Origin of the sequence: Gordonia sp. 852002-50395_SCH5434458, assembly GCF_001665905.1 — a bacterium.
Lineage (GTDB): Bacteria > Actinomycetota > Actinomycetes > Mycobacteriales > Mycobacteriaceae > Gordonia > Gordonia jacobaea.
Genome location: NZ_LZTC01000013.1, coordinates 133,731 through 154,539, shown reverse-complemented (window position 1 = coordinate 154,539; position 20,809 = coordinate 133,731). Strand labels below are relative to the sequence as shown.

Sequence of the window (20,809 nt, the reverse complement as noted above, 5' to 3'; positions counted from 1 at the left end):
AGATGTGTATAAGAGACAGCCCACCGCCGTACCCGCCGCCGCCGAACCCGCCGCCGTACCCACCGGCGCTTGCCCGGACCCGTTCGTCGTAGTCCTCGGGCACACGCCGGAAGTCGTCACCGAATCGGTCGTAGCGTTTCCGGGTGTCCGGGTCGGACAACACCTGGTAGGCCTCATTGGCCTCCTTGAACCTGTCCTCCGCAGTGGGGTCCTTGTTCACGTCGGGGTGATACTTGCGGGCCAACTTGCGGTAGGCCTGCTGGATTTCGTCGGTGCCGGCGCCCCGAGAAACCCCGAGCACTTCGTAGTAGTCACGCGCCATCGGTGCTCACCCCTCGGGGCGGCTGACGACCACCGCGGCGGGACGCAACTGCCGCCCGTCCTCTCCATAACCCGGGCGCAAGACCTCGACCACGGTCCCGGAGGGAAGGTCGGGTCGGGTTACCACACTGACCACTTCATGGAGCTCCGGAGAGAACGGCACACCGACCTCGTCGTGGCGCTCGAAGCCGAACCGTGACAGCACCTGCACCGCCTGATCCCGGATCGCCTTCACACCCTCGACGACGGCCTGAGGATCGCTGCCCGCATGGGCCAGCGCAAGCTCCAAATTGTCCAGGACCGGCAGCCACGCCGCCGAAACCTTCGCTACTTCCGCGGCGCGTTCACGATCCAGATCCTTGGCATACCGCTTGCGCAGGTTGTCCAGATCTGCGACGGCCCTGCGCCAACGGTCCTCGAGTTGAGCCAACTCGGCCCCCGTGTCGGTGCGATCAGGCGCCGTCTCGGTCTGATCCCCGTCGGTACCGTCGGTAGCCGGCTCGGTCGTCGAATGATCAGCAGACCTCTCCATCAGGTGCCTCAGCTTCGATCGAACTCGGCGTCGATCACGTCGTCATCATCCGACGACGCAGCCTCTGCGCCGCCGGCCTGGTGTCCGTCGCCGCCGCCGGCTTGGACCGGCGCGAGCCCGTAGAGCAGCTGCTGCAGCTCCGAGGTCAGGGGCTCTACCTCCGCGGGTGAAGCACCGTCTTTCACCGCCTTCCTGGCGTCGGCGATCAGCATCTCGGCCCGCGCCTTGTCGTGCGGCGGGGCACTGTCACCGAGTTCGGCGAGTCTCCGTTCCACTTGATATGCAACCGAATCGAGCGCGTTGCGTGCGTCGACCGCCTTGCGCAGCGCCTCGTCCTCACCCCGGTTCCGTTCGGCCTCCGCCAGCATGCGCTCGACCTCACTCTGGTCCAGGTTGCCCTGCTCACTGATCGTGATGCTCTGCTCCTTGCCGGTGTCCTTGTCGCGGGCGGTGACGTTGAGGATGCCGTTAGCGTCGATATCGAAAATGACTTCGACCTGGGCCTCGCCACGTGGCGCGGGGCGGATGTCTTCCAGCCGGAACCGTCCGAGCACCCGGTTGTCGGCAGCCCGCTCGCGTTCGCCCTGCAGCACCACCACGTCCACGGCGGACTGATTGTCTTCCGCCGTGGAGAACACTTCGCTGCGCCGGGCCGGGATCGTCGTATTGCGCTCGATGATCTTGGTCATCACCCCGCCCTGCGTCTCGACGCCGAGGGACAGCGGGGTGACATCGAGCAACAGCACATCGGAGACCTCACCTTTGAGCACGCCCGCCTGGACTGCGGCACCGAGCGCCACGACCTCGTCCGGGTTGACGCCCATGTGGGGGTCCTTACCGCCGGTGAGCCGGCGAACCAGCGCCTGTACCGCCGGGATACGTGTCGAACCACCGACCAGGATCACCTCGTCGATGTCGTTGGCGGTGACCTTGGCGTCACTCATCGCCTGCTTCACGGGGTCGAGGCAGCGTTCCACCAGATCCGCCGTCAAATCCTCGAACTTCGATCGCATGATCGTGGTGGTGAGGTGCTTGGGACCGTTCGCGTCAGCGGTGACGAAAGGCAGGTTTACCTGGGCCTGTGTCACCGAGGACAACTCGACCTTGGCTTTCTCCGCGGCCTCGAAGAGGCGCTGCAATGCCTGCGCATCCTTGCGCAGATCGATATTCTCCGCACGCTGGAATTCGTCGGCAAGGTAGTCCACCAGGCGTCGGTCGAAGTCGTCGCCGCCGAGGTGGGAGTCGCCGGCCGTCGAACGAACCTCGACCACTCCCTCGCCGACATCGAGCAGACTCACATCGAAGGTGCCGCCTCCGAGGTCGAAGACCAGTACGGTCTCGTGGGTCTGCTTGTCCATGCCGTAAGCCAGTGCCGCAGCGGTCGGCTCGTTGATGATCCGCAGAACCTCGAGGCCAGCGATCCGGCCGGCGTCTTTGGTGGCGTTGCGCTGCGCGTCGTTGAAGTAGGCCGGAACGGTGATGACCGCTTCCTTGACCTTCTCACCGAGGAACTTGCTCGCGTCGTCGACGAGCTTGCGCAGCACGAGGGCACTGATCTCCTCCGGCGCATACTTCTTGCCCCGCACGTCGAATCGGGCCTCACCATTGTCACCCGGCACGACGTCGAAGCTGACCGCTTTGGCCTCCTCGGAGATCTCGTCGTAATGACGTCCGATGAAGCGTTTCGCCGAGTAGATCGTGCCCTTCGGATTCAAGATCGCCTGCCGTCGGGCAAGCTGACCCACCAGGCGCTCGCCGCTCTCGGTGAACGCCACCACCGACGGCGTCGTCCGCGCTCCCTCCACATTGGAGATCACCACCGGCTCGCCGCCTTGCCAGCTAGCGATGACCGAGTTGGTGGTGCCCAGGTCTATACCCACAGCAGTCGCCATGACTCATTCCTTTCGATCGGTCCGGCCGGTGAGCAAGCGGACGGCTTCGTCCGCGACCTCGACATCGGCGAGAACTTCGTAGTGACGTGGTTGTAATGACTGGATTGAGGTGAAGTCGCGCCGGCCGCCCTGCAGCGCATACATGAGCAGGCCGAGCAGAGCGCCCACAACGGCACCGAATACCAACCCGTAGAAGGCGAGCGCGAGGCCCGTGAGCAGCGGCTGAACCCAATCGAGTAACCCGAAGATCCAGCCGAACAGCGCACCCGTCAGCGCGCCCGCGGCGGCGCCGCGCAGAGCGGCCCAGCCGTAGTTCAATCGGCCGACGATCTGCTCGACCAGCTCGATGTCGCGACCGACGATGGCCAGTTTGTCTACCGTGAAATGCTGGTCGGAGAGGTAGTCGACGGCGCTCTCGGCGTCGGCATAGGTGTCGAATGTCGCAATCACCTGGCGAGCAGGTGGGTGTGGACTTACGGCGGCGGTTCCGCCACTGGACTCTGACATCACGCCCCCTCGGCGTCGATGTTGTGGGGTTTCGCCGAGCCTACGGCCCGGCCGTCGGTCAACCGGTTGGGTTCACGAACGGCCCAACCGCAATGCAAGTTCTTCATCCGCCTTCGGGCGGTCAACACAATTCGCCTACGACAGTCCTGGCTTGCAATCACTGAAATGACGCTAACCAATCACTGAAATGACGCTAACCCTTGTCGGGGGTCGACGCAAATTCGCCTATCGGGCGTCGACAATAGAGGCGCAATGGCGTCCATACCTGCCCTGGGCATAGATGTCCGCCGGAACCCGCTCGAGGCGACCGGTACACGCAACTCCGGGTACCGGCCACTACTGCGGTGCGTCCACGAGTAGAACTCCCGATGCAGTCATCTTCGCAGCCGACGCGGTGAGTGGCAAGGCCCGCACAAGTCGAAAGCGGGAAGCGAATTCCGCAATGACAGTACAGTCGCTGACGCGCTGGCAATAGCCGTTCCTTCATGCTCACGTACAGGAGCAGGTGCTCGATGGCGGAACGACAAGTTCCTGGCGCCGAGAGAACCGGCGGGAGAAATCCATTTTCCAAACGGTCGGTTTATCCATCCACTGGAGCCATGCCCACCGGATTCCACTGGGCGGCAACCGAATCGGAGACGCTCCAGATTAGAATCTGTATGAAAAAGTTGGTAGCGCAACAAGATACGAAGCATCTTGGCTCTCAGTGGTGGAGCATGCGCGCTGCCGTTCGTCGATGCCGGTTGCCTGGGTGCATCGAAGCGGTTCGGTGACCGGTCTCGGGCGCCGCCGGGGGTATGTTGATCGGGTGGGCCCGCTCGCGGCAGGTGCAAGTAGGAGACCGATTCCTCACGGAGGCGGTGGCTGATGCGCGTACCGTCGACCGTACGTTCCTCGATCTGGGTGCCGCTGGTCGCGATCGTGGTCCTCCTCCTCGCGGGATGCGGCGCCTCGGCTCCCACCACCTCGACGCCCTCAGCGGGACCTGCCGTAGACCTGCCGGCACTGGTCCGGCAGGTGGAGGCCTCGGTCGTCACCGTGCTTACCGGGTCCGGCGTGGGCAGCGGCATCGTCTACAAGACCGACGGCACCGTCGTCACCAACGCCCACGTGGTTGAGGGTGCCCGGCAGGTGAGTGTGGCCTTCGCGGACGGGCAACAGGTGTCCGCGAACGTGCGGGCCGTCGATCGTGTGACCGACGTCGCGGTCCTTCAAGCGGACCGCACGGATCTGACTGCGGCGACGTTCGAGACAGCGTTGCCAGAGGTCGGCGCGCTCGCCGTAGTCGTGGGCAGTCCGCTGGGGTTCGAGGCCACGGTCACCTCGGGCATCATCTCAGGATTGCACCGTCAGATCCCCGGGTCGGCTTCCACCGGGGCGCCGCTGGTCGACCTGATCCAGACCGACGCCGCGATCTCGCCGGGTAACTCCGGGGGTGCCCTGATCGACGGACAAGGGCGGGTCGTGGGGATGAGCCAGGCCTACATTCCCCCGTCGGCGGGTGCGGTGGCTCTGGGCTTCGCCATCCCCGCGGCGAATGTCGTCGACGTCGCAGACCAACTGCTGGCCTCGGGAACTGCCCAGCATGCGTACGTCGGCATTCAGCCCGGCACGCTGAGCCCGCAGATCGCCGAACAACTGGCAGTCGACCGCACCAGCGGTGCCGTCGTCCTCGAGGTCGTCCCGCTCGGTCCGGCTGCGACGGCGGGTATCCGGCCGGGCGATGTCATCACCGCGGTCAACGGCCACGACATCGAGTCGGCGGAGGACTTCATCGCGGCGCTCCGTGCCCTCGACCCGGGCGATCGAGTCGATTTGACCGTGCTCCGCGGTGGCGAGACCCAGCAGATCTCGGTCACAGTGACAGACCGCCCCGCCAGCTGAACGACTATTCCAAGAACGACCAAAACGGGGCGGGCGGGATCTGTGTTGCGGGCGGTCCGGCCCGCAGCGTTGCGGGTATCGCAGGCGTTGAGGAGCATTACCGTCCGCGTGTCCTTGGGACACAAAATTGGGAATACCAACTTCAACTTCGGGTCAGCCACGAACTGGGTGGACTGTCCTGTGCTCATCGGATTTGCTGACGCTCCTGATGGGCGCCGAGGGTGACGAGGGCCTCGATGCCGACTTTGTCGGCGGCGAGGTCGCAGAAGGCCTCGAATCGGGTCGTCGCGGCCGTCCTGTCGTATCGGGAGGCCAGCGCGGTCAGATACCGCTGGGCCGTGCACAGGTCGTCGTTGGCCTCGATTACGGTGGCGTCGCGCAAGTCGTGCCGGCAGAACGGACGCACCTTCCGATCGGCGCTCTCGCGCGGACACCGTTGGGGGCAGTGCCATGGCGGGCCGTGGCTGCCGAGCCAGGTGGTGTCGGAGAATGGCACCTGCCCGCAACCGGGACACCGGGTCTGCAACCGCAGTCGGTGCCGCAGGCAGATCGGAAGCAACGGGTGCGCCCATTGCCTCTGCCAGATGCAGTCCGGCTCGGCGAGACACCGTGGACAAAACCGGGACCCGCTGAAGTGGTGCCGGATCCCGCGGCGGTGCGCGAGGTAGCGGCCGAGCGAGGCCTCGGCCGGCCAACCACACAATGCCGGCGACAAGGCCCGCGGCGCGAGGCCGAGGCACCAGGTGATCTCCCGCGAGCACTCGGCGACCTGGTCCAGTACACGGTCGACGGTGGCGGGCCGGGAAGTGAAGCCGAACTCCCGCAACAACTGCGCCGGAGACAGCTGGTACCGGGAGGCGAAATGCAGCAGCCATCCGGGGATGGCCTCGCCGGGGCGGATCGGGACGGTGATCGGCCAGCGGTCGATGTCGTAACCGCCGGGAATCGGCCTCAGCCGCGCCGCCGGGGGCGCGGTGGAAGGTGTGGGGTCAGGCCGTGCGGGCGGCGGATTCGCCGGCATTGTCGATGGTGGTCGCGGCGATCAACTCCGGGGTGATCGTCTCGGTGCCGGAGGCGATCGCCAGGTAGCAGACGCGGTCGATGAGGTTGGTCAGCGACGCTATCCGGCCCTGGGTGCGCCGGTGCAACACCTTCGCCTGCTCGACGAGCATCCCCTCGTGGGCGTCGGCCAACTTGATGTGCCCCTCCAACGTGCGGAGCAGGCTGATCCAACTCCGCAGCCCCGGATCGGTATCGACCGCGAACGGGGCGACCGGGCAGCGGGTGGCACGGCGGCTGGTCTGCGCGTAGGCGGCCTGTTCCCCGAGCTGCCCTTCATCGAAGAACCGCTTCTCGGCGAGCTGAACTCCGACGTAGACGAACGTCGCCGCCATCTCGTTGGCCAGACCCTTGAGGTGGTTGGACACCTCGATGCCGTTGCGATGCTTGAAGTCCACGAAGTGCAGGTCGTCGAGCACGACCAACCGGGTTTCGCAGCTGGTGACACAGTCGACGGCCAACGCACCCAGCTTGGAGGTCGACGCCCGGTCGACGGCGGGGTGGCCGTAGAACCGCAGGATCTGCTGGTTCAGACCCTTCAACGTGATGCCGGCGCTGAGCGGGACGAACGCCACCGGCAACCGCTGATGCCCACCTAAGGTGACCGGGCCCTCCCGGCGGTAGGCGCGGCGGTGGAAGTCGCGGGCGTACCGGGTGGCGATGGTCGTCTTCCCCAAACCGGGTTCGGCGTCGATCACCACCGACCCGCGCAGCTTGTCCCCGTCCCGCCGCCCGGAGGCCAGGACCTGATCGATCACCGAGTACGCGGCGGTCAGCTGGCTGGTCTTGATCGTCGGCAGGTTCGCGTTCCACACCATCCGGGCCTCGTTGTAGTCCTCCCGTTCCTCACCGCTGAGCCGGGTCATTTCGGTGCGGGTGAGGACGTCGAACGACTCGCGCGGTGCGGAGTGCACGAACGCATCCCATCCCTTCTTGCGGGAGAGTTGGTAGCGGGCGGTGCCGTTGTCCGCCAACCATCGTGCCCATCGGTTCACTCGTCGAACACCCCGAATACCTCCTCGTCCGGCCGCTGCGCGTAGTACTGCTCGAACACGTCCAGGTCGTCGGGAAGCTCGACCGGGCTCGTCGAGCGTTGGGCGAGGTGCTCGAGCAGATCGATGACCCCGGGCAGCGACGCGTCCTCCCGCACGGATTCGCCGTCCGGCGCGGCACCGGACGTCCGTTCGCCGTCGAGCGTGGGCCGCTGCGCGCTGAGCCGCCGGGCCAGGCTGCGGTCGCGGCGGGTCTCGACTTCCTCCCGGCTCCACGCGAGCAGCAGGTCCTGCACGGCGCGGTGCGGATCGAGGTGGCGGTGCTCGCGGATGCTGACGCGTTTGGCGTAGTCGACGGCATCGGCGCTGAACGGCTGGTTCAGGCACGCCCCGTGTTCCCACACCAGTTGGTGCCAGGCGTTGGTGTCCGGATCTTGGAAGTAGGAGTGCCGGACGTCGTGGGAGTCGACGAAGATCGGCCACTTACCGGCGTGCACACCGCCGTACGGGGACCGGGTGCCGCGATACAGGTTCAGCCCGGCACCGTCGTAGCGCAGCCCGTCGACCTCCACCCCGTAGTGGTGGATCATCCGCCACCGCACATCGAGGAACTCGTACGCCAAGTCCGGGCTGCTCGGTAACAGCAGGCACCCGAATTTCGCGACCCCGATCTCGAACATCTCGGCCGGGCAGAACTCGGCCCGCGGGATCTCCGGCACACACAACCCGTCGTGCTGGGTGCGGTGATACACCGACCCGACCCACTCGCGGATGATCTGCTCGAGTTCGCTGACGTAGTAGAACGCCTTGTCCTCGACGTCTTTTCCGCGGGAGTACACATCCGGGCCCTTGTAGGCGGGCAGGTGCTGGAGCACGGATTCGCGTAGCGTGCGGAAAAATCTCTCGACCGTGGGCTTGTCGGTCGGCTTGTGCGGGATCGCCGGCTGGACCGTGATCCCGAGCCGCGCGCAGACCCCGATCACGTGATCGGACAGGTACTGCTTGCCGTGATCGACCACGATCGCCTCCGGTAAACAGGCAGGGAGGTCGCCGACCCGCTGCTGGGAGACGCCGTCGGGTTCCTCGGTGCCGACGAGCAGATTCCGCGGAACCCCGTGATACGGCCACCCGCCGTCGTCCCGCTGGCGGTCTGGGGTGATGCATTGGTAGAGCACGTTCGCGACGTCCTGCGCTTTCGTCGACACCGGGGTCAACCGCAGTCCGAGCACGCAGCGGGTGAACAGGTCCATAGCCACCGTCAACTCCACCCCGACCCAGCGCATCGTGATCGGCTCCATCGCAAACACATCCAGCGGCGTGGTGTCGAGCACCACGTACTCGCCGGGCCGGGTGGCACGGAGCCGACCGAACACACCGGTCGGACGATCGGCCACCGACCGCCGTCCCTTTGCACTGCCGAACGCATGCCGTCCCTTCGCCAGCACCTTCAGACGCCGGTAAGCAGTGGCTTTACTGGGCAGCGGCACCGTTCCCGGGCCGAAGCTTGCCTCCAACTTGCGGACAACCGCGTCGATGACATCTCCCATGGTCGGCGTGGATGCCTCGACATAGTCGTCCAGCACCTGAAGACACGTCGCGTCCCACCGCGGGTCCACGCCGACTGCATATCGGCTGCGAATGCGGGTGTCGGCCAACCCGGCGACCCCCGATGCCCGGAAGCCCGCGATCCAGCGGTAGAGCGTGCGCACCGAGACATCCAGTTCCTTCGCCTTGGCCGCTAGCACCGACTCCAGGTTGGTCCCGTCATCGTTGACCGCGGCGAGCGCGCTGCGCACGTGCCCGGCTCGGACGTCGAGCTTGTGGCGCTGCGACGTCGTCAGCGACGACAGCACCACCGCTGTGGGATCGAAGGAGTCGTCCTTATGGGCCATTGCCACAGCGTGGGCAGCGATTTCGGTGACCGCGACCCTTTGCAACGACGGCCCTGACCGGAGCGTCACCTCAAGACCATGGAGGGCGACGACCTCCCACGAGGCGCCCCCGAACCAGACCCGAATCCCAGGACGGAGATCGAGGATTTCTGTCATAAAGTCGTCCTCTCACCAGGTCAAGACCGTTTGCCCGGACAGCGGTACCGTAAGATCCGCCGTCCACGACCTGAACCACAACTTCGCCAGCACAGCGATGCGGCCCCGCTGCGTGTCTGCGGCCGCGACCACCTCGTCGATCGTCATTCCGGTCACGGCGACCGCCTCGATGCACGCCACGGTCGTGGTATCTATCGAGCCCGTTCTGCGCGCGGCGCCAATGGTCCGGATATTCGCCAGCACCACCGGGTCCGCGCCTGTCCACACCTCGTACGACCAACCCCGCGAGGCGCACACCCGCCCAGTCCAGGCGAATACCTGCGCCGCCTCCTCGCGGCGGGCGAACTCTTCCGGTTTGACGTCCACGACCGTGAACCCACCATCAGCATGTTCGAGAAGCATGTCGGGAACGTGCCTACGTGTGCTCGTCCCGTCCGAGCCGCACATCCACATCGGTTGCGCCGCCATCCGGATTACCCCCGGAGCGAAGTCGGCCAACCACAGCCGATCGAGCTCCAACCGGCTCTCGTAGAGCACGTGGTCACGATTGGTCGCTGACCAGAACCAGCCCGCGTAATGCCTCCGTCGAGGATGACTTCGCCCTCGTCGAACCGGCAAACCGCGCACTATTCGTAGCGGATCCGCGGCGGCGACCGTCGTCGCGACAGGACCACCGTTGCCCTGCACGTACCTGACCTCGACCTCACCGCTTCGCGGCACCTACATAGCTTCACTCGTGCTGACACGAAAATGAGAAACCAACACGCCGCTGACAGACAACTGACACGAAATTGAGAAACTGACACCGATCGCGAGAACCTACACCTCACCCGGCGGGAAGATGTGTTCCGCCCCCGGTTGTAACCAACCCGCTTCGCGGGTGCAGATGCATCACGCCGCCAAAGACTGGGCCGACGGCGGACTCACCGATATCGACCAGCTGGTCCCGGCGTGTGATGTGCACAACCGGCGGGTCGGCAAAAAGCCTGGGCAGTTCACCACCCGCATGATCACAGAAGGCCCTGATACCGGACGGGTTGCGTGGCGACTCAACGCCAAACCGGGCATGCCCGAGAATCCCGAACGCATCAACCGCATCGCCGACGTCAAAGCCGACTTCCACGACTACCTCACCACCGAACACACCAACAACCAAGCGGCGGCCGCAGCACGCGCGACCGGGACAGGCGCGACGGTTACCGCGATCGGCACGCGAGCCTCGGGTACAGCCCAAGCCGAGGTCGTGGCGGATGCAGTGGGTGCCTGGATGGTGTCGCCTTCGACGCCCGGTACGCCGAGGGCGAATGAACCGACGTTGACCGGCGTCGAGCTCGCGTTGGCGGGTTCGATGCGCCTGACCGGTGCCCCACCGCTCAGCGCGCGCGTCGACATCCAATGGAACCTCACTGATCCACCCGACCCCGACTCGCCCACAGACCCGGACGCGCCAACAGGTCCGGCCCCACCAACCAGCCCCTGGTGGCTCGGCGACGTCGACCCACCAGGAGGCGTCGACCCACCGCTGGCCGACGCCGCCTGACCACCGCGCCAGCCGACCGGTGTGCCAGCTGAACCGGCCGCGTCGACCCGGCCCACGCGCTAGGGCGACGAACCGGGCCAACCATCGAATCAGGTTGTGCCGCAACCCGTCCACACCCCACCACCACACCCCGGTGGCGGGGCAGGGCGGTTGCTTGGCCGGTCGCCCGGCCTCGCGCGCCACGCCCCTGCTGCCGCTAGTTCGGCGACGCGGCGAGGAGTTGGCCCCGCGGATACGGCAATTCGATTCCATGCTCGTCGTAGGCCCGGAGGATGTCGCGGCGCAGTGTCCGCTGAACCTTCCACTGCGAGTTGGGCTTTGTGGTGACCGTCATTCGCAGGATCAGTTGATCGGCAGAGAGTTCCTGCACACCGAGCATGTCGGGTTCGCCGGTCACATGCTCGGAGAGCGCATCCGACTCCACTGCGGCGTGCGCAGCGGTGAGTGCCACTTCCTGTGCCCTGTCGACATCCGCGGTGAGCGCAACAGGCAGTTCGACGCGGGCAACCGCATACTCCTGGCTCATGTTGCCGACGCGCGCAATCTCTCCGTTGCGGACATACCAGAGCGTGCCGTCGACGTCGCGCACCGTGGTGATCCGAAGACCGACCGATTCGACCTCCCCCACGGCCTCGCCGAGATCGACAACGTCACCGACCCCGTACTGATCCTCGAGCAGCATGAAGATCCCCGTCACGAAGTCGCGCACGAGATTCTGAGCGCCGAATCCGATGGCGAGGCCGATCACACCGGCGGAGGCGATGAACGGCGCGATATTCACACCCAGAACGGACAGTATCGCCAGCGCCGCCCAGGTGAGAAGCACGATCGATACAACCGACTTCAACACCGACCCGATGGTGCGGGCTCGTTGCGCGCGTCGCTGGTTGATCACGGCCCTGCTGGCTCCAGAGGGTGCGCGGTCACGCAGGTGGCGCAGGAGCAACGGCGTCGAACTCTTCCCTCCGCGATCGGCTCTCTCCCCTGGTGGACGCCGTGTGACGCGGTCGATGAGCCGGTTGCACACGAACCGCACCACCAGCGCAACGATCACGTACCCGACGATCCTGATCGGGTTCTCGATCAGCCATTCCCGATTTGTCTCCGTCCATTCGAAAGCCGTTGTGTACGTTGCCATGAACCCGACCGTACGTATTCGTCGTGAATCCATCAGAATTGTGTCGTGACCCAGCGACTGTTCTTCGACTGCGACACCGGTATCGACGATTCGGTCGCACTGCTGTACCTACTCGCCCGCACCGATGTCGACATCGTGGGGATCGCGAGTACCGCGGGGAACGTTCCTGTCGACGTCGTCGCCGCCAACAACCTGGCCTGGTTGTCGCTGTGCGAGCGAGGCGAGATTCCGGTACATCGCGGACCCGACGGTCCGCTCGTCGCACCACTGATGACCACCGAGGACACGCACGGACCGCTGGGCGTCGGATACGCAGAGTTACCCACATCCGATCTCGTCGTCGCCGACACGGACGCACCAGACGCCTGGCTCGACGCCGCGCAGGCACACGACGGAGAATTGGTCGGCCTGGTCACCGGACCACTCACGTCGCTTGCCACCGCGATACGACGCGACCCGAGTCTGCCACGACGACTGCGTCGGCTGGTCATCATGGGTGGCGCGTTTCATGTCCACGGCAACACGACGCCTGTCGCCGAGTGGAACATCGCCGTCGACCCGGAGGCCGCCGCCGAGGTCTTCGCTGCGTTCGGCGTCGACGGGGCGCCCGCCCCGATCATCTGTCCGCTCGATCTCACCGAGACCGTCGCACTTCTCCCCGATCATCTGGTTCGCCTCGCGGCTGCGGCAGGCAGCAGTCCTGTCGAGTATCTCGATCCGACAGACGAAGCCGGCATCCGATCGGTTGCCGACAATCCGATCGTGCGTCACCTCGTCGACGCGATGCGGTTCTACCTGGAGTTCCACGAGGCCCACGACGAGGGTTACCTCGCTCATCTGCACGATCCGTTCGCCGCGATGGTCGCGCTCGACCCCGCGATCGCCGACACCTTGCCCGCCCAGGTCGGAGTCGAGCTCACCGGTGCGCTGACACGCGCGATGACCGTTGCCGACGAGCGCGGCATGTGGGGCGGAGCCCCGAATGCCCGAATCGCAACAGCCACCGACGTCGATGCCGTGTTCGATCACCTCATCGAGACGATCGCCTCGCTCGCCCGCCAAGTCGGCGGTTCGGCGTAGCGTCGACTAGGTGACGACACTCGGCTACCAGATCCCGAACTTCACCTACCCCGACACAGCACCCGACCAGCTCTTCCCCACCATCGCAGCGCAGGCCGTCGAAGCGGAGAACTCCGGCTTCGACACCGTCCTGGTGATGGGCCACTTCTACCAACTGCCCATCCTCGGCGCCCCGGACGAGCCGATGATCGAGTGCTACACGCTGCTCTCTGCACTCGCCCAGCACACCTCGCGGGTGCGTCTGTCCTCACTGGTTACCGGCAACACCTACCGGAACCCGACGCTCCTCGCGAAAAGTGTCACTGCACTCGACGTCGTATCGGGTGGTCGTGCTCAACTCGGGATCGGAGCCGGGTGGTTCGAGTTCGAGCATCAGTCGTTGGGCTTCGAATTCGGTACCTTCACCGATCGATTCGAGAAGCTCGAAGAAGCACTGCAGATCATCCTGCCGATGTTGCGCGGCGAACGGCCCTCACTCGACGGCAAGTGGTACCACGTCGAAGAGGCAATCAATTCCCCTGCGCCACTTGGCCGTATCCCGGTGATGATCGGTGGCGGTGGCGAGAAGAAGACGTTACGGATGGTCGCGCAGTACGCCGACGAGTCCAACCTCATCGGGCGCCCGAGGATCTCCCGAGGAAGCTCGACGTCCTTGCCGCTCACTGCGAACGGCTCGGTCGCGATCGGTCGGAGATCACGGTGACCGCGCAGACCTCGGCCTGCATTGCGCCCACCGAGGAGCAGGCCTCCGCTGAATTCGAGGCGTATCTGGCACGCAATCCGGCGGCAGAGGTACGTCGGGCATCGACAGTCGTCGGTAGTCCCGAACAGGTTGCAGAGCGCTACTCCGCTCTGCTGGAGATCGGAATCGACGGCGTGACGGTCAACTCTCCCGCCAACGGACATGTCCCCGGCCGCGTGACTCTCCTCGGCGAGACCCTAGCGCCCCTCATCGGGTGAGGGAGGTCGGGACGAACCCCGCTCACCCGAACGGGGTTTACGCCCGTGCCTCTTACCCCGCTGCCTCTTACCCCGCTGCCTCTTACCCCGCTGCCAACTACTCCGAAGCCTCGTCGTCCTCGACGTGGTGATCGAGGTTGACGGTTCCGGTTCTCCAGTAGCCGTCGACCTTGACGCAGTCCTTGGGCCGACCGAGCTCGCGTCGCAGATGACGTCGAATCGGCTTGAGCGACAACGCCTCACCGGCGAACCAGCTGTAGAAGTTGCCTTCGGGGAGGTCCAATTCCTCCACCGCGCGCAGGAGGTTCGTGCCCCTGCCCGACTGATCGGCTCCACGATGGACGAAGCGGACGCGGGCGTTCGGGCGCTGAGGAAGGTCGATCTCCGTCTCGGATCCGGTGACCTCGGCGAAGGCGATGACCGGCTTGTCGTCGGGTAGTTCTTCCAGCCAGCGCGCGAGAGCAGGTAGCGCGGTGTCGTCGGCACCGAGCAGATACCAGTCGTAGCCGGTCGGATAAATGTGGGAGCCGCGCGGACCCAACATTCCGAGTCGATCGCCCGCAACCGCGCTTCCCGCCCATTTTCCGGCGACGCCGTGATCGTGCAGCACGAAATCGATGTCGAGTATGCCGCTGTCACGGTCGAATGCCCGAATGGTGTAGTCGCGGTAGATCGGGAACTTACCCTCGGTGGGCAGACGCATACCCTCGGCGCCGACGCCGGGCATGACTATCTCGCCGCTCTCGGGATCCGGGAAGAACAGTTTGATGTGGTCGTCGGGTGCCATGTGCACCACGATGAAGCTCTCGGGAGCGCTGATGGATAACCGCACTCGACGCATGTCCGGACTCAAGTCGATGGTTTCTACCACCTCGACCGTACGTGGCAGCAGGTCGTACATGGTCAACTTGATCTCGGTCGGATGGGGACTCAAATCCTGCCCCTGCGCGGCGTCGATGCCGGTCACGTTGCTCACCTCTCGAAAACTCAAGCGCCAGAAGCGCTATGGCCAACGGGTACGGCCGTCGGGATCGGCTGGTTCGATCCGCGACCCACGACGGCGTCGAGGATCTCCCCCGATCGGATGGCCACATTCGACAGTAGCGTCGACGTGAGCCCGTGTGTGTGTTCTGAGTTGCCCTGTACGAAGATCTGCCCGGTGATTTCCGGGGAGGTCTGCAGCCGGTACGCGCGGTCGAGGACGGGTCGGCCGTGTTGATCAGCCGCACAGTGAGCAGCAAGATCTCCGAGCATGTCCGCGACAGGCGTCGGCTCGAATCCGGTCGCGAACACGACGGCGTCGCAGTCGAGGTCGATGACCTCACCCGTCGTGCGGTGCGCGATGCGCAACCGTGCGGCGTCGTCTGTCTCGTCGAGGTCGGTGACCTCGGTCGCGCCGTGTACGAAGAGGCGGCGATTACCCGATACGCGCTCGGTGTACTCGCGTCCGTACAGGTCCTGGATCAGGACCGGATCGACCGCCGAGTAGTTCGTGCTGCGGTGGTACTGGAGCAGACGGTCGCGCCACGCCGGTTCGGCCGAGAAGTACTCGTCGACGGCCTCGGCGTCGAAGATGCGATTGGCATAGGGACTGTCGTCGGCCGGGGTGTAGCCATACTTGGAGAAAACGGCGTGCACTTCGGCGCCTGTCGTTTCGTGGAGAAAGGCAGCAACCTCCGCGGCACTCTGACCCGCGCCGATCACGGCGAACCTACGGTGCGTCAGTGGCGGGAGCTTGGCCAGGTTGGGAAGCACGTGATGGTTGTGAAATACCCGCGGGCCTGCGACGACACCTGCGGGGAGCTTCGCCCGTAGCCCTCCGCCGAGGACCAGGTTTCGTGCCCGCACGCTCTCGCCCGACGTCGAGGCGATGTCGAACGCGCCGTCGGCGAACGTGACCGAGCTGATCTCCGAGCCGTAGTCGACCGGTACCGACACGCGTTCCGCGGCCCACCGGAGGTAGTCGTGGAATTCGACGCGCAGGGGGAAGAAGTCCTGACGATTGATGAAGTGGCCCAGACGATCGTGCTCGTTGAGGTAGCTCAGAAACGAGTACGAACTCGACGTATTACGTTGCGTCACCAGATCTTTGAGAAATGACACCTGCATCGTCGCCCCGGGCAGGAGCATGCCGGGATGCCAGCCGAACTGGGACTTCTTCTCGAAGAACCGGGCCTGGATGCCACCACCGCGTGCCGTGCTGTTGTCGTTGTACTCCTCGACCGCGATGGCCAAGGCCAGGTTCGACGGTCCGAATCCGATGCCAGCGATATCGAGTTCGGAGTTCCGCTCACTACACACGCGCCACTCCCTAGATCGTCGTGATTTCCGTGGGCCGATGCCGCACGCAATGCTAGGTAAGTCTAACCTAATCATCAGCTTGCGTTCATGTACCCCCCGCGACGCGAAACTCGCACACGTCAGCAGACATCAGCACACACCGAATCCGCATCGGACGAGGAGGACGACCGGCACCATGACACTTTCGACCTCGCCAGGGCCCGTGGACGGTTCCGGCGCGCATTCCGCGCTCATCGACGAATCGCTCTCGGCTGCAGATCATTTCGAGCTCCACGGACTCGACTATCATTGTTCTGCCAGCGGCGCTGTGGCCTCGTTCGACGATCCCTCGCGCGCAGCCGCGTCACTCGCGCGGGGCGAGCACTCAGCGATCGTCGGTGCTCTCGCATTCGACACCGACGCACCGAGCGCGCTGACCGCACCCTCGCACATCCGCTTCGACGTGCCGCCCAACTCCTGGCCCGCAGCAGGGCCGACCACGGCAGCAGGCCCGATCGCCGAAGCCCGCGTGGTCGCCGCGGAACCGCTCCGCGAAGAACACCGTGCCAGGGTCGCAGCAGCGGTCACAGTGCTCGCCGACTCGACCACTTCGCTGGCCAAAGTCGTGCTGGCACGAAAGCTGTTGTTGCACACTACGCCGAGGTTGACACCGGAGGTGTTCCTGGCCGCCCTCGCCGCACAGAACCCGCATTCGGGACTCTTCCGCACAGAGCTCACTCCCGCGGGAGACGCCTACCGAGGACGACATCTCGTCGGCGCGAGCCCCGAGGTACTCGTAAGACGACGCGGACGTCAGGTGAGCGCTCACCCGCTCGCCGGTTCCACGCCACGCCATCACGACCCCAGCGTCGACGCCGAGCGCGCCGCGACGCTGAACTCATCGGCGAAGGATCTCGACGAGCACCGTTTCGTCGTCGACGCTCTGCGCAGCGTGCTCGCACCGCTGTGCACCCGACTCGACGTACCCGATGCGCCAAGCATCGTGGGCACGTCGTCGATGTGGCACCTGGGGACGCCGATCGTCGGCGAGCTCGCCGACCCGTCGACAACGGCCCTCGACCTCGCGATCGCCGTGCATCCCACACCTGCGGTGTGCGGAACTCCCACCGGCGCAGCGAGGGAGTACATCCTCGCGACGGAGGGCGACCGCGGTTTCTACGGGGGGGCCGTCGGATGGTGCATCGGGAATCCTTCCCGCGACGATCACTCCCCTGACGATCTGCCCCGCTCCGCGCGCCACAAAGTACTGCGCGGCCGCGACGGGCTGACCGCGTCGGACAGTAGGACTCCGCACGGCGCTGTGACCCCTGGAGACGGCGAGTGGCTCGTGGCTATCCGGTGTGCGGAAATCGACTCGCGCACAGGAGCTCTGGCGACCTGGGCGGGCGGCGGAATCGTCGCCGACTCCGATCCCGACGCGGAAGTGGCGGAGACCACGGCCAAGCTACGTACCGTGCTGCGCGCTCTCGGCACCGACGAGATCTGACCTACCGGTGTCCGGCCGACATCGTCGCGCTGCGGCCGCGACCATCGGTCCCGCCATCACCGACGTGACCACCGCCATGACGACGACGATCATGTAGGTCTCCTCACTGAAGATTCCGAGACTCAATCCTGTTGTCGCGATGATGATCTCGACGACCCCGCGAGCGTTGAGTCCGCTTCCGACCGCCATCGACTCCCACCGGGACAATCGTGCGAGGCGAGCCCCGAGGTAGCCGCCAACCAGCTTGGCGACGACGGCAACGGCGATCACCCCGACCGCCACTCCGGCAACACCCGGAGAAGCGAGAGCCCTCAGGTCGACGTGTAGGCCGGCCGAGGCAAGGAACACCGGCGCAAGCACAGCCGTGGTGACCAAGCGGAGCGGCGCCACGACGCGCTCGGGACGTCGACCACACGCGATCCCGGCGAGCAGTGCTCCAAGAACAGCCTCGAGATGCATCGCGTCGGTCGCCGCGGCACCGGCCACCATCGTGATCACCATCACCGCTGTCGACTGCGCATCGTGGCCACCGGATTCCAAGCGGGTCAGCAGACGTCCGATCACCGGTCGCGCGACAAGCGCCACGGCAATCGAACCGATCATCGCCAGCAGCGTCAACGGCAGGTGCCAGGCGCGCAACCCCACGGTGGCCAGTGCTGACACCGCCGCGAGGGCCACCCAGGCGGCAAGGTCGGTGAGAGTGCCCGCCGACAGGATGAGCCGACCGAGCCTCGTCCGCAGCAGGTCCAGATCTCCGAGGATCCGGGCGATCACGGGAATCGCACTGACCGACATCGCGACACCGAGCAGAACTGCGAATTCTGTTGTGCTCGTGCCGTCACCCGTGTTCGTACCGTCGCCGACGTACCGGGCAGGCAGCACCAGTCCGAGTCCGATGCCTGCGACGAGCGGAATCACGAAGGAGACACCGCTGATGACGCCGATCTTGCGCGCGTTTCCACGCAGGAACGGACCGTCGAGTTCCGTCGCTGCGAGCCCGACGAGCAACACCACGGCGAGCGTGCCGACCGCGGATATCGCCGTGGTTGGCGTGCCGTCTGCATTGACGACCGCTCCCGTGACGTGCGGTGCCACCATGCCGAGGACCGACGGACCGAGCAGCACGCCCGCGACCAATTCGCCTGCCATCGAGGGGAATCCGAGTCGACGCGCGATCGCTCCGCACACGACTGCCATTTCCGAGGAGCAGCGCCAACGCTGTCAGCATGGCGGGCGTTGGCCGATCAGACGGTAGCCGGGGCGGGTTCGGCCCAGCTCAGGCCGTCGGCCGATGGAACAAGCCCACCGTCGAGCAGTGGCGGTTCGGTCCCGTCGGTACCAACTGCCCCGCGTGCCTGGAACGCATTCATCTCCTCCATGACGTCACGCACGACCTGCGTACCGAAGAGATGCCCCATCCGCTGGCCGGAGTCGGTGTCCATGCCGCCGGTTCGCTCGGCGGCCTCGGTGAGAGCGGCCGTCGACGCCGAGAAGCGCTCGATGATCTGCTCCGGGTCGGTGAGGGCCTGTTCGCCGGAGTAGGCGCCCGCGACCAGCGACACGAATGCGGTCATGTCGTTGCGGTCGAAATTGGTGACCTTGCGCGCTTTCCAGAAGTACGAGTCCTCGGACTGTTCCATGTCATAGAAAGCCGACAAGAACTCATAGAAGACCGCGTACTCGCGACGGTATCGACCCTCGAACTCGGTGAATGCCCGCTCCTCGGTCATCGCACCTGCCAGCACACTGTTGATCGACCGCGCCGCCAGCACACCCGAGTAGGTCGCGAGATGAACCCCGGTGGAGAACACCGGATCGATGAAGCACGCGGCATCGCCGACGAGCACCATGCCGTTGCCCCAGAAGCGGGTGTTGGCATACGAATAGTCCTTACGGATTCGGATCTCACCGTAGGTGCCCTCGGTGACGCGCGTGGCGTCGGACAGCATGTCCTTCACGATCTCGCAGCGATCGACGTAGTGCAGCAGTGTCTCTTCCTGCGCGTTGAGCACGTGCTCGGCCTTGTCGCGTGAGATCACGGCTCCGACGCTGGTCAGCGTGTCCGACAGCGGGATGTACCACATCCATCCCTCGTCGAACGCTGCGCACAGGATGTTGCCGCTGTCCGGCGCGGGGAAGCGCTTGCCGTTCTCGAAGTATCCGAACACCGCGACGTTCTGGAAGAAGTCGGAGTAAATCCGTTCTCCGCCTGCATGTTTCGACAGCCGCGTCGTGTTACCCGACGCATCGACGACGAACTTCGCGTCGATCCGGTGCTCGACCCGGTCGGCGTCGACGTACCGGATACCCGTGACCCGGCCGGACTCGTCGGTGATGGTCCCGTTGACCCTGCTGCGCTGCCGCACGTCGACTCCCTGCTCCGCGGCGTTCTCGAGCAGAATCTGGTCGAACTTCATGCGCTCGACCTGGTACGCGTATGACCCCTCACCCGCGAACTCCGGCGAGATGGCAAACAGGAAGTTCCACGGCACCGGATTCTTGCCCCAACGGAAGCTGCCGCCACGTTTGTGCATGAATCCCGCGTTCTTGATCTTCTCGTCGACGCCGAGGAGCCGGCAAACGCCGTGAATCGTTGAGGGAAGCAGTGATTCGCCGATCTGGTACCGCGGAAACGACTCCTTCTCCAACTGCACCACGCGGTGGCCGCTGCGAGCCAGCAGTGTCGCGACCGTCGACCCTCCCGGTCCGCCGCCAACGACGACGACGTCGGCTGTCTCACTGATCGGTTCCCCGCTAGGGGTGGCGTCGCTCATCGGAGCCCTCCCTCGTTGGCACCGGAAACGCTCTCCGCGGTGAGCTCACGAACCCAGGAGCCGACGACCGGATCGGCGGCCATACTCACCAGATCAGCCCTGTGGGCACCCGCGGCACGCCAACGCTCGATCAGTGACATCAGCCGAACCGAGTCCAGACCGACGTCGAGAACGTTTGTGTCATCGGTGATTTCGCTCTCGTCCACACCCAGGATGCCGGCAATGTCGGCGATGATCCGTTCTCGGGTGAGTACCGTATTCGTTGTGGCCATGCCGTCCTCTCTGATGACGTGCA

Annotated in this window: 17 protein-coding genes and 2 pseudogenes; 5 read left to right on the top strand and 14 right to left on the bottom strand. The window is 65.5% G+C overall.

What is annotated here, in order from left to right; all coding sequences use genetic code 11:
* The 4 genes from A5785_RS02870 to A5785_RS02855 form a co-directional block, all read right to left on the bottom strand.
* Positions 1 to 322, bottom strand: a 322-nt coding sequence (locus tag A5785_RS02870) for a DnaJ domain-containing protein (protein WP_156527974.1), incomplete at its 3' end; no start/stop codon positions are given.
* A gap of 6 nt (positions 323 to 328) precedes the next feature.
* Entirely contained in the window at positions 329 to 853 is a 525-nt protein-coding gene (locus A5785_RS02865) for a nucleotide exchange factor GrpE (protein WP_003942659.1), read from the bottom strand.
* 8 nt (positions 854 to 861) lie between these two features.
* Positions 862 to 2,745: a molecular chaperone DnaK gene (dnaK, locus tag A5785_RS02860; protein WP_064864465.1), complete on the bottom strand. Its 1,884-nt coding sequence runs from the start codon at positions 2,743 to 2,745 to the stop codon at positions 862 to 864.
* Between the two features lie 3 nt (positions 2,746 to 2,748).
* On the bottom strand, positions 2,749 to 3,252 hold the full coding sequence (locus A5785_RS02855; protein WP_064864463.1) for a general stress protein: 504 nt from the start codon (positions 3,250 to 3,252) through the stop codon (positions 2,749 to 2,751).
* Between the two features lie 867 nt (positions 3,253 to 4,119).
* Here A5785_RS02855 and A5785_RS02850 point away from each other — a divergent pair.
* Positions 4,120 to 5,136, top strand: a complete 1,017-nt coding sequence (locus tag A5785_RS02850) for a S1C family serine protease (RefSeq protein ID WP_019288211.1) — start codon at positions 4,120 to 4,122, stop codon at positions 5,134 to 5,136.
* 184 nt (positions 5,137 to 5,320) lie between these two features.
* Here the strand turns inward: A5785_RS02850 and A5785_RS02845 are convergent, their stop codons facing one another.
* The 4 genes from A5785_RS02845 to A5785_RS02830 all read right to left on the bottom strand — a co-directional run bounded on the left by A5785_RS02845 (position 5,321) and on the right by A5785_RS02830 (position 9,862).
* Positions 5,321 to 6,157 carry a TniQ family protein gene (locus tag A5785_RS02845; RefSeq protein ID WP_064864461.1) on the bottom strand — a complete coding sequence of 279 codons (837 nt, stop codon included), beginning with the start codon at positions 6,155 to 6,157 and terminating at the stop codon, positions 5,321 to 5,323.
* Positions 6,126 to 7,190 carry an ATP-binding protein gene (locus A5785_RS02840; RefSeq protein ID WP_174565203.1) on the bottom strand — a complete coding sequence of 355 codons (1,065 nt, stop codon included), beginning with the start codon at positions 7,188 to 7,190 and terminating at the stop codon, positions 6,126 to 6,128. Before A5785_RS02840 ends, A5785_RS02845 begins: the two co-directional genes overlap by 32 nt.
* Positions 7,187 to 9,079: a helix-turn-helix domain-containing protein gene (locus tag A5785_RS02835; protein ID WP_231895415.1), complete on the bottom strand. Its 1,893-nt coding sequence runs from the start codon at positions 9,077 to 9,079 to the stop codon at positions 7,187 to 7,189. The genes A5785_RS02840 and A5785_RS02835 overlap by 4 nt, the downstream gene beginning before the upstream one ends.
* A gap of 168 nt (positions 9,080 to 9,247) precedes the next feature.
* Positions 9,248 to 9,862 (bottom strand): TnsA-like heteromeric transposase endonuclease subunit, encoded by a 615-nt coding sequence (locus A5785_RS02830; protein ID WP_231895416.1) that lies wholly within the window; start codon positions 9,860 to 9,862, stop codon positions 9,248 to 9,250.
* Between the two features lie 190 nt (positions 9,863 to 10,052).
* Here A5785_RS02830 and A5785_RS02825 point away from each other — a divergent pair.
* Positions 10,053 to 10,775 (top strand): annotated as a pseudogene (locus A5785_RS02825) (HNH endonuclease signature motif containing protein); the annotation flags it as partial.
* A 196-nt stretch (positions 10,776 to 10,971) separates the two neighbouring features.
* Here the strand turns inward: A5785_RS02825 and A5785_RS02820 are convergent.
* Positions 10,972 to 11,913: a mechanosensitive ion channel family protein gene (locus A5785_RS02820; RefSeq protein WP_197500789.1), complete on the bottom strand. Its 942-nt coding sequence runs from the start codon at positions 11,911 to 11,913 to the stop codon at positions 10,972 to 10,974.
* Between the two features lie 45 nt (positions 11,914 to 11,958).
* On the opposite strand from A5785_RS02820, the gene A5785_RS02815 reads away from it, so the two are divergent.
* Together A5785_RS02815 and A5785_RS02810 are read left to right on the top strand one after the other, a co-directional pair.
* Positions 11,959 to 12,993 (top strand): nucleoside hydrolase, encoded by a 1,035-nt coding sequence (locus A5785_RS02815; protein WP_064864454.1) that lies wholly within the window; start codon positions 11,959 to 11,961, stop codon positions 12,991 to 12,993.
* Positions 12,994 to 13,003: 10 nt separating this feature from the next.
* Positions 13,004 to 13,953, top strand: a pseudogene (locus A5785_RS02810) (LLM class F420-dependent oxidoreductase).
* 97 nt (positions 13,954 to 14,050) lie between these two features.
* On the opposite strand, the gene A5785_RS02805 reads toward A5785_RS02810, so the two are convergent.
* Together A5785_RS02805 and A5785_RS02800 are read right to left on the bottom strand one after the other, a co-directional pair.
* Complete coding sequence (locus A5785_RS02805) at positions 14,051 to 14,929, bottom strand: siderophore-interacting protein (RefSeq protein ID WP_082946518.1); 879 nt, start codon at positions 14,927 to 14,929, stop codon at positions 14,051 to 14,053.
* A gap of 11 nt (positions 14,930 to 14,940) precedes the next feature.
* Positions 14,941 to 16,254: a lysine N(6)-hydroxylase/L-ornithine N(5)-oxygenase family protein gene (locus tag A5785_RS02800; protein ID WP_064864452.1), complete on the bottom strand. Its 1,314-nt coding sequence runs from the start codon at positions 16,252 to 16,254 to the stop codon at positions 14,941 to 14,943.
* A 175-nt stretch (positions 16,255 to 16,429) separates the two neighbouring features.
* Between A5785_RS02800 and A5785_RS02795 the strand changes: the two genes are divergently transcribed.
* A complete protein-coding gene (locus A5785_RS02795) occupies positions 16,430 to 17,740 on the top strand; it encodes an isochorismate synthase (protein WP_064864450.1) in 1,311 nt (436 codons plus the stop codon).
* Here A5785_RS02795 and A5785_RS02790 read toward each other — a convergent pair.
* From A5785_RS02790 to A5785_RS02780, 3 genes are all read right to left on the bottom strand, one after another.
* Positions 17,699 to 18,889 carry a cation:proton antiporter gene (locus A5785_RS02790; RefSeq protein WP_231895414.1) on the bottom strand — a complete coding sequence of 397 codons (1,191 nt, stop codon included), beginning with the start codon at positions 18,887 to 18,889 and terminating at the stop codon, positions 17,699 to 17,701. The genes A5785_RS02795 and A5785_RS02790 overlap by 42 nt on opposite strands.
* A gap of 95 nt (positions 18,890 to 18,984) precedes the next feature.
* Positions 18,985 to 20,514 (bottom strand): tryptophan 7-halogenase, encoded by a 1,530-nt coding sequence (locus A5785_RS02785; protein WP_064864447.1) that lies wholly within the window; start codon positions 20,512 to 20,514, stop codon positions 18,985 to 18,987.
* Positions 20,511 to 20,786: a phosphopantetheine-binding protein gene (locus tag A5785_RS02780; protein WP_005202871.1), complete on the bottom strand. Its 276-nt coding sequence runs from the start codon at positions 20,784 to 20,786 to the stop codon at positions 20,511 to 20,513. Before A5785_RS02780 ends, A5785_RS02785 begins: the two co-directional genes overlap by 4 nt.
* Positions 20,787 to 20,809 lie beyond the last annotated feature (23 nt).

Excerpts from the sequence above, each read along its gene's own strand:
- A5785_RS02865 (WP_003942659.1), bottom strand. The coding sequence starts at position 853 with ATGGAGAGGTCTGCTGATCATTCGACGACCGAGCCGGCTACCGACGGT.
- dnaK (WP_064864465.1), bottom strand. The coding sequence starts at position 2,745 with ATGGCGACTGCTGTGGGTATAGACCTGGGCACCACCAACTCGGTCATC.
- A5785_RS02855 (WP_064864463.1), bottom strand. The coding sequence starts at position 3,252 with ATGTCAGAGTCCAGTGGCGGAACCGCCGCCGTAAGTCCACACCCACCT.
- A5785_RS02850 (WP_019288211.1), top strand. The coding sequence starts at position 4,120 with ATGCGCGTACCGTCGACCGTACGTTCCTCGATCTGGGTGCCGCTGGTC.
- A5785_RS02845 (WP_064864461.1), bottom strand. The coding sequence starts at position 6,157 with ATGCCGGCGAATCCGCCGCCCGCACGGCCTGACCCCACACCTTCCACC.
- A5785_RS02835 (WP_231895415.1), bottom strand. The coding sequence starts at position 9,079 with ATGGCCCATAAGGACGACTCCTTCGATCCCACAGCGGTGGTGCTGTCG.
- A5785_RS02820 (WP_197500789.1), bottom strand. The coding sequence starts at position 11,913 with ATGGCAACGTACACAACGGCTTTCGAATGGACGGAGACAAATCGGGAA.
- A5785_RS02795 (WP_064864450.1), top strand. The coding sequence starts at position 16,430 with ATGACACTTTCGACCTCGCCAGGGCCCGTGGACGGTTCCGGCGCGCAT.
- A5785_RS02790 (WP_231895414.1), bottom strand. The coding sequence starts at position 18,889 with ATGGCAGGCGAATTGGTCGCGGGCGTGCTGCTCGGTCCGTCGGTCCTC.
- A5785_RS02785 (WP_064864447.1), bottom strand. The coding sequence starts at position 20,514 with ATGAGCGACGCCACCCCTAGCGGGGAACCGATCAGTGAGACAGCCGAC.
- A5785_RS02780 (WP_005202871.1), bottom strand. The coding sequence starts at position 20,786 with ATGGCCACAACGAATACGGTACTCACCCGAGAACGGATCATCGCCGAC.